General features: G+C 69.6%; 11 protein-coding genes. 6 read left to right on the top strand and 5 right to left on the bottom strand.

What is annotated here, in order from left to right; translation table 11 throughout:
• Positions 1-144 precede the first annotated feature (144 nt).
• Positions 145-633 carry a hypothetical protein gene (locus tag TFC3_RS14465; protein WP_067499986.1) on the bottom strand — a complete coding sequence of 163 codons (489 nt, stop codon included), beginning with the start codon at positions 631-633 and terminating at the stop codon, positions 145-147.
• A gap of 174 nt (positions 634-807) precedes the next feature.
• Between TFC3_RS14465 and TFC3_RS14460 the strand changes: the two genes are divergently transcribed.
• On the top strand, positions 808-1,179 hold the full coding sequence (locus TFC3_RS14460) for a VOC family protein (RefSeq protein WP_067499984.1): 372 nt from the start codon (positions 808-810) through the stop codon (positions 1,177-1,179).
• Between the two features lie 492 nt (positions 1,180-1,671).
• The gene (locus TFC3_RS14455; RefSeq protein ID WP_067499982.1) at positions 1,672-2,409 is read left to right on the top strand and encodes a class I SAM-dependent methyltransferase; all 738 of its coding nucleotides are present in this window, start codon (positions 1,672-1,674) and stop codon (positions 2,407-2,409) included.
• 40 nt (positions 2,410-2,449) lie between these two features.
• Here the strand turns inward: TFC3_RS14455 and TFC3_RS14450 are convergent, their stop codons facing one another.
• Both TFC3_RS14450 and glgC read right to left on the bottom strand, forming a co-directional pair.
• Positions 2,450-2,932: a nucleoside deaminase gene (locus tag TFC3_RS14450; RefSeq protein WP_067499980.1), complete on the bottom strand. Its 483-nt coding sequence runs from the start codon at positions 2,930-2,932 to the stop codon at positions 2,450-2,452.
• Positions 2,929-4,164, bottom strand: a complete 1,236-nt coding sequence (glgC, locus tag TFC3_RS14445) for a glucose-1-phosphate adenylyltransferase (RefSeq protein ID WP_067499979.1) — start codon at positions 4,162-4,164, stop codon at positions 2,929-2,931. The genes TFC3_RS14450 and glgC overlap by 4 nt, the downstream gene beginning before the upstream one ends.
• Positions 4,165-4,224: 60 nt before the next feature.
• Here glgC and glgA point away from each other — a divergent pair, with 60 nt between their 5' ends.
• Positions 4,225-5,457: a glycogen synthase gene (gene glgA, locus TFC3_RS14440; protein WP_067506674.1), complete on the top strand. Its 1,233-nt coding sequence runs from the start codon at positions 4,225-4,227 to the stop codon at positions 5,455-5,457.
• On the opposite strand, the gene TFC3_RS14435 is transcribed toward glgA, so the two are convergent.
• A complete protein-coding gene (locus TFC3_RS14435) occupies positions 5,439-6,335 on the bottom strand; it encodes an NAD(P)/FAD-dependent oxidoreductase (RefSeq protein ID WP_067499978.1) in 897 nt (298 codons plus the stop codon). The two genes, glgA and TFC3_RS14435, sit on opposite strands and share 19 nt — an antisense overlap.
• A gap of 77 nt (positions 6,336-6,412) precedes the next feature.
• On the opposite strand from TFC3_RS14435, the gene TFC3_RS14430 reads away from it, so the two are divergent.
• Positions 6,413-8,044, top strand: a complete 1,632-nt coding sequence (locus TFC3_RS14430; protein ID WP_067499977.1) for a glycoside hydrolase family 10 protein — start codon at positions 6,413-6,415, stop codon at positions 8,042-8,044.
• Here the strand turns inward: TFC3_RS14430 and TFC3_RS14425 are convergent.
• A complete protein-coding gene (locus tag TFC3_RS14425; protein ID WP_067499976.1) occupies positions 8,034-9,668 on the bottom strand; it encodes an ABC-F family ATP-binding cassette domain-containing protein in 1,635 nt (544 codons plus the stop codon). The two genes, TFC3_RS14430 and TFC3_RS14425, sit on opposite strands and share 11 nt — an antisense overlap.
• A gap of 55 nt (positions 9,669-9,723) precedes the next feature.
• Here TFC3_RS14425 and TFC3_RS14420 point away from each other — a divergent pair, with 55 nt between their 5' ends.
• Both TFC3_RS14420 and TFC3_RS14415 read left to right on the top strand, forming a co-directional pair.
• On the top strand, positions 9,724-11,145 hold the full coding sequence (locus tag TFC3_RS14420; RefSeq protein WP_067499974.1) for a sigma 54-interacting transcriptional regulator: 1,422 nt from the start codon (positions 9,724-9,726) through the stop codon (positions 11,143-11,145).
• Between the two features lies 1 nt (position 11,146).
• Positions 11,147-13,099: a VWA domain-containing protein gene (locus tag TFC3_RS14415; RefSeq protein WP_067499973.1), complete on the top strand. Its 1,953-nt coding sequence runs from the start codon at positions 11,147-11,149 to the stop codon at positions 13,097-13,099.
• Positions 13,100-13,448 lie beyond the last annotated feature (349 nt).

The raw sequence follows: 13,448 nt of genomic DNA, 5'->3' as shown, positions 1-13,448 counted from the left end.
GTGAGGCAGGAGGAGGGCGTTGAACTGGGCTATCTCATCTTCGATGGCAGAGGCTGGCCGTTGGTTCGTCATCGAAGATGAGGCAAGTCGGAGGATTTGTCGGTGCCCGTGTAAGCGGGATCGTCCTGCGAAGCGTTCTCGAACTTAGGTCGGGAGCTCGGCATTCAAGAGATCAGCTGCTTCCTCAAGGACGGCCGCGAACTCGTCCCGCGGGATCTTGGCGACGAAGATCTTGCCCAAGTCCTCGGACAAGGGGGGTGATGCGCGCCAATAGCCGAAGACGATCACGAGATCGTCACCGTCCATGTAGGCGTAGGTCGTCACGTTGTCAACGGTCTCGCCCCAGTGCATCAGCCAAAACCGCTCCCGGAAGTCTGTCTTGTTGTCCGTATTGAGCAGCCGGAAGTTCTCCTCCGGCGAATGTTCCGGGTAAGGGCAGGGGCTGACGTCATGGTGGCGGACCTGCGCTGCTGCGGACCGCAGGAAGTTGATGAAGGTGGGCAGAAAGACCGTGTTGTCGTCCGTGGTGAGCCATTTGCCACCGGCCCAGAGGTCGACGGTGCGCTGGCTGGGCGACGTGGGCTCGCCGATCTCTATGCAGAATCGGGCTCGGTCACCGAATCGTCGCGTCATCAGTTCGCCAAAATAGCAGCTCGCGATGTCTGGAGGGGCTGGGTTCGTCGTGGTCGAGCAACCGTTCGCGTTGCCGACATAGGTTGAGGATCAACACGATGGGGAAACCGAGGCGGGGCCTTGAGCGTATCTGCTTCCTCTCCTACCGTGGAGAAAGGCGCTACGTTGGGCGCCATGGAGGCACTCGGACGGTTCGCCGGCGTGACGATCGACTGTCAACATCCGCAGCGGCTTGCCGATTTCTGGTCGGCGGCGCTCGGCGGACCAGTGACGGAGTCCCTTCCCTGCTGGCGGCGGGTGACCGTCGATGATGGCACGCCGGTGTTGACGTTCCAGCCAGTCCCGGAACCCAAAGCCGGTAAGACGCGACTGCATCTGGATATCACCGTCGCCGACGCCGGCGAAGCAGTGCGTCGGATCGGCGCCCTGGGTGGCCGATGGACCGGCGAAAGGCACGACTACCCCGAAGGTGCCGTCCTCGTCATGGCCGATCCGGAGAACAATGAGAGTTCTGCATCGTGCAGCACCACCGAACGTAGTATCTGATCGGCTCGCCGACTGAAACACCTGACGACGCCGTGCGGGCGGCTCTTGAACACACGACTATCGCTGCGGGTGTCCTGTATCCGGGTCTTGGGCTGCCGGCGAGCGGGAGGGGATTGGCGGTGCCACCAAAGCGTGTGGGATTGAGATGGACGATTCAAGCTGTGGTCCCGGCGTACCTGATGTCTCTGTATGACCACTTCGTAAGCGGAACACCCTGGTCCGGCGCCCTGCTTTACGGAGCGGTGTTCGGCGTCATCGTTCGGGGGATGTTGTCGCTGGTAGAGACGGCGTACTGGTGGCGCGACCGGAGAATGCGTCGGCGGTAGCCGGCCGGGATGATTGCTGAGCCCGGCCGTCCGCTGCTGTCCCTGGACGTTGACGGCCGACGGTCCCAAGCTGCTGGCCTTGGGCTGCCACCTGGTCTGGGCGGCGACTTGGATGGATGACGCCCGGGGCAGATAATCCCGGAGGTAGCGATTAACGTATCGCTTCATGAGTCAAGATCCCGCTCCTGAGAAGCTGGCACCCCGGCCACCCGGCGACTATGGGATTGACGCTCCGCGGCTGCTGATCGTGCCCGTGGTGCTGATCGGTGCCGGTGTCGCTCAGGGTGTCATCCAGCGGACGTTCTGGCCGTTGGTCGGTGTCGTGCTGATTCTGGCCTGTTGCGGGCTGGCCTTCTATGCCTCGCGGTCCGGGAAGTTCGTGGTCTGGGGGCGGTTGCTCGATGGGCTGAACCTGCGCGGCAGTGAGGACATCGTGGATCTCGGCTGCGGTCGCGGGGCACTGTTGATCTCCGCGGCGCGGCGGGTGCCTGCCGGGCGGGCGGTGGGTGTCGACCTGTGGCGTGCTGATCAGTCGGGTAACAGCCCGGATGCGACCATGCGCAATGCGGCCGCCGCGGGGGTAGCGGACCGCGTGGAGCTTCATACCGGCAACTTTGTCGAGCTGCCGCTGGCGGACGCATCATTCGACGTGGTCATCTCGAACGTGGCACTGCACAACCTGAAGGCGCATGACGACCGGGACCGTGCGATCGATGAGGCGGTACGGGTGCTGCGGCCCGGCGGGCGGCTGCTGATCGCCGACCTGGGTGGCACCCGTCAGTACCAGCAACGGTTGCAGCGCCTGGGGATGGCCGACGTCAGCCGGCGTGGTCTGGGCTGGCGGTTGTGGTGGAGCGGTCCCTGGCTGTCCACCCACGTGGTGAGCGCCCGCAAACCGAGCTAGCTGCCCGGCAGGTAGAGGAGCCCTTCACCTGCCGTCGCCGCTACGACCAGAAACCCTCATGCACGGCCTTGGCGCTGGCCAGATCCACCGGCCCGTCAACCACCACCATGCGATCCCCGCGCCCCAGCACCTCACGGGCCGGCAACCGCAGCGGCGGCACCCCTGCCGCGTCCGCCACGATGGCAGTCAACTCTTCTGCGGCCAGCGCGTACACCAGCCGGCCGACCCCCGACCAGTACACCGACCCGGCGCACATCGCGCACGGCTCGGTGCTGGCGTACATCACGCTCGCCGCCAGCACCGTAGCGTCCAGTTTGCCGGTCTGGCGGACCAGGTTGAGCTCGGCGTGACCGGTGGGGTCGGCGCCGGTGACCACGGTGTTCAGGCCTTCCAGGATTATCCCGTCCGGGGTCACCAGCACTGCACCGAACGGGTGGTTACCGCGGTCTCGCGCCTGCTGGGCCAGGGCCACGGCACGCTCGAGGTGTTCGAGCTCCGTGGCCGTCAAGTCACCCGAGGTCATGGCATCTCGATTCTCTGGCCCTTGCCGATGACCACGATGCCGCTCTCGCTGACCGTGTAGAGCTTGCGGTCGCGCTCGAGGTCGACGCCGATCTGGGCGCCCTCGGGGATCTCGACGTTCTTGTCGATGATCGCATTGCGGATGATGGCGCGCCGACCCACCTGCACGCCTTCCATCAGCACCGAGCCCGAGACCTGCGACCAGGAATTGACGCGCACGTTGGGCGAGATCACCGAGCGTTCGACCAGTGAGCCGGAGACCACCACGCCGGGGGAGATCATCGACTCGACGGCGCGGCCCTGGCGGTCGTCGTAGCCGTGCACGAACTTGGCCGGGGGCCAGGAGCCGTGGTTGGTGAAGATGGGCCAGTCCATGTTGTAAAGGTTGAACACCGGGACCGTGGCGATCAGGTCCATGTGCGCCTCGTAGAACGAGTCCAGCGTCCCCACGTCGCGCCAGTAGCCGCGGTCGCGGTCGGTGCTGCCGGGCACGTCGTTGTCGCGGAAGTCGTAGACGTTGGCCTCGCCCTTTTCCACGAGCATGGGGATGATGTTGCCGCCCATGTCGTGCTTGCTGTCGGGGTTCTTGGCGTCGGTCGACACCGCCTCGCACAGCGCGCGGGTGGTGAACACGTAGTTGCCCATCGACGCGTAGATCTCGTCGGGGGAGTCGGGCAGGCCGTCCACGTCGACCGGCTTCTCGCGGAACGCGCGGATGCGCTTGCCGTCCTCGGCCACGTCGATGACGCCGAACTGGTCCGACAGCGACTTGGGCTGGCGGATCCCGGCGACCGTGACCGAGGCACCCGAGGCGATGTGGTCGGCGACCATCTGCTTGGGGTCCATGCGGTAGATGTGGTCGGCACCGAACACGATGACGTAGTCGGGCTTCTCGTCGTTGATGAGGTTGAGGCTCTGGTAGATGGCGTCCGCGGAGCCGGCGAACCAGCGCGGGCCCAGCCGCTGCTGCGCCGGTACGGGCGTCACATAGTTGCCGAGCAGCGTCGACATCCGCCACGTCTTCGTGATGTGCCGGTCGAGCGAGTGCGACTTGTACTGCGTCAGCACCACGATCTTGAGATACCCGCCGTTGGCGAGATTCGACAACACGAAGTCGATCATGCGGTAGACGCCGCCGAACGGGACCCCGGGCTTGGCCCGGTCTGCGGTCAGCGGCATCAGGCGCTTGCCTTCGCCACCTGCCAGAACGATTGCGAGCACCTTCACAGCCATGACCGTGAACCTATATTTCCTTCAGCCCCCGCGCCACCCGGACGCACTATTGTGCGTGACGTGACCGACTCGCACTCGAAATCTGCCCTCACCGCCGCCTCGGATCTCCGGGTCGACCTGATCACGCGGGAATACCCGCCGGAGGTGTACGGCGGCGCCGGCGTGCACCTGGAATACCTCAGCCGGGACCTGCGGGCGCTGGCTGATGTGCGGGTGCACTGCTTCGGCGCCCCGCGCGACGAGCCGGGCGTGACCGCCTACCCGGAGCCGGCCGAGCTGGCCGGTGCCAACGCCGCGCTGCGCACCATGGGCGTCGACCTGGAGATCGCCGCCGGGTGCGAGGGCACGAACATCGTGCACAGCCACACCTGGTACGCCAACCTGGCCGGGCACACCGCCAAGTTGCTGTGGGGCGTGCCGCACGTGGTCACCACGCACAGCCTGGAGCCGCTGCGCCCGTGGAAGGCCGAGCAGCTCGGCGGTGGCTACGCGCTGTCGTCGTTCTGTGAGCGCACCGCCATCGAGGGCGCCGACGCGATCATCGCGGTGTCGGGGGGCATGAAGCGTGACGTGCTGACCGCGTACCCGAGCGTCGACCCGGACAAGATCCGCGTGGTGTACAACGGCATCAACACCGAGCAGTACGCCCCGGACCGCGGCACTGACGTCATCGAGCGCCTCGGCATCGACCTGAACCGCCCCAGCGTGGTCTTCGTCGGCCGGATCACCCGGCAGAAGGGCCTGCCGTACCTGATGCGGGCCTGCCACGATCTGCCCCCGGAGACCCAGATCGTGCTGCTGGCGGGCGCCCCGGACACCCCGGAGATCGCCGCGGAGGTCGAGGGGCTGGCCATCCAGCTGCGCAACGCCCGCGACGACAAGGGCGTGATCTGGGTGCAGGAGATGCTGCCCAAGCAGGAGGTCGTGCAGGTCCTCACGCATGCCACGGTGTTCGTGTGCCCCTCGGTCTACGAGCCGATGGGCATCGTGAACCTGGAGGCAATGGCGTGCGAGACCGCCGTGGTGGCCACCGCGACCGGCGGCATCCCCGAGGTGGTCGCCGACGGCGAGACCGGCCTGCTGGTGCCGATCGAGCAGCTCGCCGACGGCACGGGCACGCCGGTGGATCCGGACCGCTTCGTCGCCGACCTGTCCGCCGCGATCCGCACGCTCATCCTCGACCCGGCGCGCGCGCAGCAGATGGGCCTGGCCGGACGCCGCCGCGCGGTCGAGAAGTTCTCCTGGGCCACCATCGCCCAGGACACCATGGCGGTCTACCGATCAGTGCTCTGACTCAGGATCGCCTGGGCGACCGCGCGCCCGGACAGCCATGCTGTCTGGACGCGCGGTTTGCCGAACGCATCACCGGCCAGCCACACGGTGCCGTCGCGCACGAACGGCCCATCCTGCGGCTGGGGCTGCGCGTAGGTCCAGCGGTGCGCGTGGACCTGGGGTTTCTCAGTGATGCCGAGCAGCTCACCGACCGCCTGCGCCACGATCGTCGCGGCCTGCGCGGGATTGTCCAGGTGCTCGCGGGCCAGGCCGGGCGTGGTGTGGGCAACCAGCACCGGCGCATCGTCGCCACGCCGCGAGCCGTCATCACAGACCGTCGTGAGCACCGGGCTGTCGTTGACAAAGGCTCCGGTCAAATTCCAGACCTTCTTCCGGTACGTCAAAACGACCGCGATCACCGGTTCCCAGGCTTGCCCCCGCGCCGCCTCGGCCACCAGCCCGGGTGGGTTGAGCCGCAGCGCCTGCGGCCCGGGCATCGCCAGCACCACGTGGCCGGCCTGCGGCAGCTCGTTCAGCTCGGTTCCGAGGCGCACGTCGAGGCCCTCGGCCAGGTCCACCGCGAGGCTGCGCAGACCGCCGGAGGCCGCCCAGCGCATCGGCCCGCTCGCCGGCTCGCCGGGAAAGACCGCGAACGTGCCGGTCCACGGCCGGGCCAGCCCGCGTGCCTGCCACCGCTCGGCAAGGCTGTGGAACTCCGGATCGTCGGCCACGAAGTAGGCGGCTCCGATGTCGGCGTACCGGCCGTCCAGTCGTTTGCTGGCCAGCCGCCCGCCGACCACCCGCCCGCGCTCGACAACGCGCACGTCCACGCCCGCCGCGCTGAGCTCCCGCGCGCACGCCAGCCCGGTGATCCCGGCTCCCACCACCACAACATCCACTCGGCCAGGCTACGGCGTGAGCTGCGCTACAAGTCCCGGATGCGCGGCTGGCCGGGGGCATCGGGCACACTGGGTCGATGCGCCGACCCCCCGTGCGACTGACGCTCGTGATTGCCGCGGTGGTGCTGGGCGTCGCGGTGCTGGGACTCGGACTGCTGCGCGCGGCTACGTATGAGGAACCCGCCTCGGTGCCGCTGGCCACCGGGCAGCCGCAGCAGATCGTGCCCGCCGGCGGCACCGCCGGGCGCTGCGGGACCGCACCGGTCAAGGCCGCTCACGAGCTGCGCGGCATGTGGCTGACCACGGTCATGAACATCGACTTCCCGAGCAGACCGGGGCTGAGCCAGGCGCAGGTCAAGGCCGAGTATCTGCGGTGGCTCGACCTGGCCGTGGCGCGCCGGCACAACGCGATCTTCGTGCACGTGCGCCCGTCCGGGGACGCGTTCTGGCCCTCGGCGTATGCGCCCTGGTCGGAGTGGCTGACCGGCAAGCGCGACGGCAAGTCACCGGGCTGGGATCCGATGGCGTTCATGGTCGACGAGGCCCACCAGCGCAACCTGGAATTCCACGCCTGGTTCAACCCGTACCGGGGGACCCAGCCCGGCCCTTCCGGACCCGGCGCCGACTTCACCAGACTCGCGCCCAACCATCCGCTGCTGCAGCACCGCGACTGGGCGATCACCTACCCCGAGGGCAAGACCGCGCGGCTGTACTTCGACCCGGGAAACCCGGCCGCCCGCAGGTTCGTCGAGGACGCGATGCTGGAGGCGGTGCAGAAGTACGACGTGGACGGGGTGCACTTCGACGACTTCTTCTATCCGTACCCCGGCGACGGTGACGGTGTTTTCCACGACGAGAAAAGCTTCGCCAAACGCGCGGACAAGAAGCAGAGCCTGGCGGCGTGGCGGCGCGACAACGTCAACACCCTGGTACGCGAGATGAGCGAGCGGATCAAGCAGCTCAAGCCGTGGGTGAAGTTCGGTATCAGCCCGTTCGGGATCTGGCGCAACCGCAGCAGCGACCCGGCCGGCTCGGATACGGGGGGACTGCAGAGCTACGACGCCCAGTACGCCGACACCCGCAAGTGGGTGCGCGAGGGCTGGCTGGACTACGTGGTGCCCCAGCTGTACTGGACGATCGGCTTCGACAAGGCCGACTACGCCAAGGCGCTGCCGTGGTGGGCCGGCGTGGTCAAGGGCACCGAGGTGCAGCTCTACGTGGGGCAGGCCGACTACCGCGTCGGGGAGAGCGGCGCGTGGAGCCAGCCCGACCAGCTCAGCAGGCAGATGACGCTCAACGACAAATACGGCGTGCAGGGCAGCATTCACTACAATTCCCGGGCCGTACGAGCGGACAAGCTGGGGGCGGTCAGCCGCTACACCCGCGACCACTACGCCACCCCGGCCCTGCTGCCGGCGATGACCAGGCTGCCCGTGGCACCACCCACCGCCCCGCAGGTGAGCGCCGCCCGGCGCGCGGGCAACACCGTGAGCATCGAATGGTCGGCGGGCACGGGCGCCGAGCCGGTGTCCTGGGCCCTCTACCGGGTCGACGGCCAGGTGGCGAACCTGGTGGCGACCGGGCGGCGCGGGGCCCAGGACGTCGTGGACCCGGCGCCGCCCGCCGGAGCCGCCACCTACTGCCTGAGCGGGCTGGACCGCTCGGGCAACGAAGGCCCCCTGAGCGATCCGGTGTCGCTCAGCCAGTGACCTTCCCCTCGACCACTTCCAGGTGGCGGGTGGTGTGCACGGCGTCGAGCATGCGGCGGTCGTGGGTGACCAGCAGCAGCGTGCCCGGATAGCCGGCCAGGGCCGACTCGAGCTGCTCGATGGCGGCCAGGTCCAGATGGTTCGTCGGTTCGTCCAGGACCAGCAGGTTCACCCCGCGGGCCTGCAGCAGCGCCAGCGCCGCCCGGGTGCGCTCGCCGGGGGACAGGGTGGCGGCCGGACGCATCACGTGGGCGGCCTTGAGGCCGTACTTGGCCAGCAGCGTGCGCACATCGGAGTCGGCGAACTCCGGCACGGCCGCGCCGAACGCGCCCATCAGCGGCTCGTCGCCCAGGAACAGCCCCCGGGCCTGGTCGACCTCGCCGACCACCACGCCGGGACCCAGGTGCGCGCTGCCCTCATCCAGCGGCAGCCGGCCCAGCATGGCGGCGAGCAGCGTGGATTTGCCGGAGCCGTTCGCGCCCGTGATGGCGATCCGGTCGGCCCAGTCCACCTGCAGGCTGACCGGTCCGAGAACGAATGCTCCCCGCCGTACCGTGGCATCGCGCAGCGTCGCCACCACCGCCCCCGCCCGCGGCGCAACGGCGATCTCCATGCGCAGCTCCCACTCCTTGCGGGGCTCCTCGACCACGTCGAGGCGTTCGATCATGCGCTGCGTCTGGCGCGCCTTGGCGGCCTGCTTCTCCGTCGACTCCGCGCGCATCGCCCGGCCGATCTTGTCGTTGTCCTTGGACTTGCGCCGGGCGTTGCGCACCCCGGTCTCCATCCACCCGCGCTGCATGCGGGCCCGGTCCTCCAGCGCTGCCTTCTTGCCCGCGAACTCCTCGAACTCCTCACGCGCGTGCCGCCGCCCGGTCGCGCGTTCCTCCAGGTACGCCTCGTAGCCACCGCCGTACAGAGTGACCTGCTGCTGGGCCAGATCCAGCTCCAGCACCCCGCTCACCGTGCGGGTCAGGAACTCACGGTCGTGGCTGACCAGCAGCGTGCCCGCGCGCAACCCGCCGACGAACTCCTCCAACCGGCCCAGCCCGTCGAGGTCCAGGTCGTTGGTCGGCTCGTCGAGCAGGAAGATGTCATAGCGACTGAGCAGCAGCGACGCCATCTGCGCCCGCGCCGCCTGGCCCCCCGACAACGCCGTCATCGGGTGCTGCAGACCGACTGCGAGACCCAGCTCGGCCACGGTCTGCCCGGCGCGTTCGTCCAGATCGGCGCCACCGAGATCCAGCCAGCGTTCCAGGGCCGCCGCATAGGCCTCGTCGGCGCCGCTCGCCCCGGAAACCAGATCCTCCGCGGCCGCGTCCATCTTCTGCTGCGCGGGACCCACGCCGGTGCGCCGCGCGAGGAAGTCGCGCACGGTCTCGCCGGGGCGCCGCTCGCGTTCCTGGGGCAGATATCCGACGTTCGCGGTGGGCGGGCTCAGCGTGACGCTGCCGCTCTCGGGCGGGATCAACCCCGCGAGGGTACGCAGCAGCGTCGTCTTTCCCGCCCCGTTCACCCCCACCAGGCCGATCACGTCCCCGGGCGCGACCACCAGATCGAGGGCGCTGAACAACATGCGGTCGCCGTGCCCCGCGGCAAGGTCCCGGACAATCATCGTGGCGCTCATGACTCCATCGTCCGGGCTTGGTCATGCGCCGCTTGACGGGGGTAGCGTTCTCGGGGTGACAGAGGCTTCCACGCTGGTCCCCACACCTCCTACCGATCTTCCGCGCACCCTCGGCGAGCTCCGGGCCGCCGGCCACGAGTTCCGCACCGTGAAAGAGGAGCTGCGCGACAACCTGCTCGACCGGCTGCGCAGCGGCGCCCCGCGTTTCCCCGGCATCGTCGGCTACGACGAGACCGTGCTGCCCGAGGTCGAGCGGGCGCTGCTCGCCGGGCACGACCTGGTGCTGCTCGGCGAGCGCGGGCAAGGCAAGACCCGGCTCATCCGTGGCCTGATCGACCTGCTCGACGAGTGGACGCCCTGCATCACCGGCTCCGAGCTGCGTGAACACCCCTACCAGCCGCTCACCCCGGCGATGCGCCGGCTGGCCGAGGAGACCGGCGACCTGCTGCCGGTGTCCTGGCTGCACCGCTCCGAGCGCTACGGCGAGAAGCTCGCCACCCCCGACACCAGCGTCGGTGACCTGATCGGCGATGTCGACCCGATCAAGGTGGCCGAGGGCCGGGCGCTGGGCGACCCGGAGACCATCCACTTCGGGTTGGTGCCGCGTACCAATCGGGGGATCTTCGCCGTCAACGAGCTGCCCGACCTGGCCGAGCGTATCCAGGTGTCGCTGCTCAACGTGCTGGAGGAACGCGACATCCAGGTGCGCGGCTACCAGCTACGGCTGCCGCTGGACCTGCTCCTCGTGGCCTCGGCCAACCCGGAGGACTACACCAACCGCGGGCGCATCATCACCCCGCTCAAGGACCGCTTCGGCGCCGAGATCCGCACCCACTACCCCCTGGAGGTGGAGCTGGAGTCCGAGCTGATCCGCCAGGAAGCGGCGCTGTCCGCCTCGGTGCCCGAGCACCTGATCGAGGTCATCGCCCGCTACACCCGCGCGGTGCGCGAGTCCCCGGCCGTCGACCAGCGCTCCGGCATCTCCGCCCGCTTCGCCATCGCCGCCACCGAAACCGTCGCCGCGTCCGCGCTGCGCCGCTCGGGTCTGCGCAACGAACGCGAAGCCGTGGCCCGCATCTGCGACACCGCGTCGGTCACCTCCACCCTGCGCGGCAAGGTCGAGTTCGACAGCGGCGAGGAAGGCCGCGAGGTTGAGGTGCTGGCCCACCTGCTGCGCCTGGCCACCGCGGAGACCTTCCGCGCCCGCCTCGCCGGGCTCGACCTGTCCGGTTTCACCGAGTTGGTCGCCGAGGGCGCCATCATCGAGACCGGCGACCTGGTCCCGGCCGAGGAGCTGCTCGCCCAGATCGGCACCGTGCCCGGGCTGGCCAAGGTGCTCGACCGCCTCGGGCTGGGCGACGCCCCCAGCCCCGGGCAGGCGGCCTCGGCCATCGAGTTCGTCCTCGAGGGCCTGCACCTCACCCGCCGGCTGGCCAAGGAGCTGACCGACGACGGACGCACGCTCTACGGGAGCTGACATGGCCGGCAACCGATTCCGGTACGGTGCCTGGCGCGACGGGCCCGATCCGCTGGCCCCGCCCTACGACGTGCGCGCCGCGGTGGACGAGGTCGGTGAGCGCGTCCTGGAAGGCGAAAGCCTGCGCGACGCGCTGCGCGACCTGATCCGCCGCGGCCCCCGCGAGGGCCGCGGCCTGGACGAGCTGCGGGCCCGCGCCCGCCGGATGCGCCGCGACGCGCTGCGCCGCGGCAACCTCGACGGCGCGGTCACCCGCGCGCAGCAACTGCTCGACCAGGCCGTCGCCGCCGAACGCGACGAGCTGCGCGGGCGCGAGGACCTTGACGCCCGCTTCAACGAGGCGGTGCTGGACAACCTGCCGCGCTCAACTTCGCGCGCGGTTGAGGAGCTCAGCGACTACCAGTGGGCCAGCGACGAGGCGCGCGGGCTCTATGAGCAGATCCTCGACGGCCTGCGCCGCGAGGTGGTCGAGCAGCGCTTCGCGGGCATGCGCGACGCCCTGCAGGGCAGCGACCCGGCCGCCGACGCGCGGGTGTCGGAGATGGTCGGCGACCTCAACGACCTGCTCGGCAAGCACGCCCGCGGCGAGGACACCGACGACGCTTTCCAGCAGTTCATGGACAAACACGGCGACTTCTTCCCGGAGAAGCCCGCCACCGTCGAGGAGCTGATCGACTCCCTGGCCCGCCGCGCCGCCGCAGCCGAGCAACTCATGCGCTCGCTCAGCCCGCAGCAGCGCGAGGAGCTGTCCCGGCTGATGGACCAGGCGCTGGGTGACGGCCCGCTGCGGGGCCAGTTGGCCGAGCTGACCGACAACCTCAAGGCGCTGCGCCCCAACCTCGGCTGGGGCCAGGGCCAGCGCATGAAGGGCGGCCAGGACCTCGGGTACGGCGACGCGACGGCGGCGCTGGGCGAGATCGGCGAACTCGACGACCTGATGGATCAGTTCGGGCAGGAACACCCCGGGGCCACGCTCGACGACATCGACGTGGAGGCGGTGGAACGCCAGCTCGGCCGGGGTGCCGCCGACGACGTGCGACGCCTGCGCGAGCTGGAACGCGAGCTGCGCCGGCAGGGGTGGGTCACCCGGGACGACGAGGGACTGACGTTGTCACCCAAGGCTTTGCGGCGCTTGGGACGTACCGCGTTGTCCCAGGTCTTCAAGGATCTGACCAGCAAGCAGCGCGGCAACCACGACCTGCGCGACGCCGGCGCCGCGGGCGATCTCATCGGCTCGTCCCGGCGCTGGCAGTTCGGCGACGAGCAGCCCCTCGATGTGGTCCGCACCATCGGCAACGCCGTCCGCCGAGCCGGCCCCGGCACCCTGCCGGTCCGCCTGCAACCCGACGACTTCGAAGTGGCCGAAACCGAACGGCGTGCCTCAGCCGTGGTGGCGCTGTGCGTGGACCTGTCGTACTCGATGTTCGCCGACGGCCGCTGGGGCCCGATGAAGCAAACGGCCCTGGCCCTGTCCCACCTCGTGGCCACCCAGTTCCCCCAGGACTCGCTGCAGATCATCGGCTTCGGCCGCTACGCGATGCCGCTGTCGCAGGGTGAACTGGCCGCCATCGACCCGGACATGGTCCAGGGCACCAACCTGCAGCACGCCCTCAAGCTGGCCGGCCGGCACCTGCGCCGGCACCCGGGCGCGGAGCCGGTGGTCCTGGTGGTCACCGACGGCGAACCCACAGCCCATCTCGAACCCGACGGCGAGGCCTCCTTCAACTGGCCGACGCTGCCGGAGACGGTGCAGCTCACGGTGCACGAGGTGGACCAGCTGACCCGGTACGGGGCGACGCTGAACCTGTTCATGCTGGGCGAGAACCCGGGGTTGCGCAGGTTCGTGGACGCGGTGGCCCGGCGCAGCGGGGGGCGGGTGTTCAGCCCGGAGATCTCGGAGCTGGGGCGCTACGTGGTCGACGACTACGTGCGCAGCCGGCGGGGGAAGCGGTAGGCGGGATCCCCTTTTCTCGCAGTCCGGGCGCTGACGTGCAGGCCACGGCGGGTGCGGCCACGCCGATCGGTGCGACGCGAAGGCCGCCGGCAGCGACCGCCCAGCACCCAGCCGTTCAGCGGTGAGCCGTACGCAGCGTGAGGTGACGCCCACCGGGTGGACGGGTCGCGGGAGGCTGTCGCCCGGGGATTTGGTCGGTGGCGGGTTCGTTGCGGGAGCAGGGGCGTGCTTGTGCGCGGGCGGCCTTGACGGGGGAGGCCGGTCAGCGTCCGGTGTCTCGGACTGTTGTCGATCGGGGAGGAGGTGGTGGGTGACGGCGGCGCACTGGGCGGTACGGGGTGATGGGGGG

Origin of the sequence: Actinoplanes sp. TFC3 (assembly GCF_001553785.1) — a bacterium.
Taxonomy (GTDB): Bacteria; Actinomycetota; Actinomycetes; order Mycobacteriales; family Micromonosporaceae; genus Actinoplanes.
This window is presented reverse-complemented; position numbering and strand designations above follow the sequence as displayed.

What these genes read in the sequence shown, in the direction of transcription:
- TFC3_RS14450 (WP_067499980.1), bottom strand. Translation starts at nt 2,932, where the DNA reads ATGACCTCGGGTGACTTGACGGCCACGGAGCTCGAACACCTCGAGCGT.
- TFC3_RS14415 (WP_067499973.1), top strand. Translation starts at nt 11,147, where the DNA reads ATGGCCGGCAACCGATTCCGGTACGGTGCCTGGCGCGACGGGCCCGAT.
- TFC3_RS14465 (WP_067499986.1), bottom strand. Translation starts at nt 633, where the DNA reads ATGACGCGACGATTCGGTGACCGAGCCCGATTCTGCATAGAGATCGGC.
- TFC3_RS14455 (WP_067499982.1), top strand. Translation starts at nt 1,672, where the DNA reads ATGAGTCAAGATCCCGCTCCTGAGAAGCTGGCACCCCGGCCACCCGGC.
- TFC3_RS14425 (WP_067499976.1), bottom strand. Translation starts at nt 9,668, where the DNA reads ATGAGCGCCACGATGATTGTCCGGGACCTTGCCGCGGGGCACGGCGAC.
- TFC3_RS14460 (WP_067499984.1), top strand. Translation starts at nt 808, where the DNA reads ATGGAGGCACTCGGACGGTTCGCCGGCGTGACGATCGACTGTCAACAT.
- TFC3_RS14430 (WP_067499977.1), top strand. Translation starts at nt 6,413, where the DNA reads ATGCGCCGACCCCCCGTGCGACTGACGCTCGTGATTGCCGCGGTGGTG.
- glgC (WP_067499979.1), bottom strand. Translation starts at nt 4,164, where the DNA reads ATGGCTGTGAAGGTGCTCGCAATCGTTCTGGCAGGTGGCGAAGGCAAG.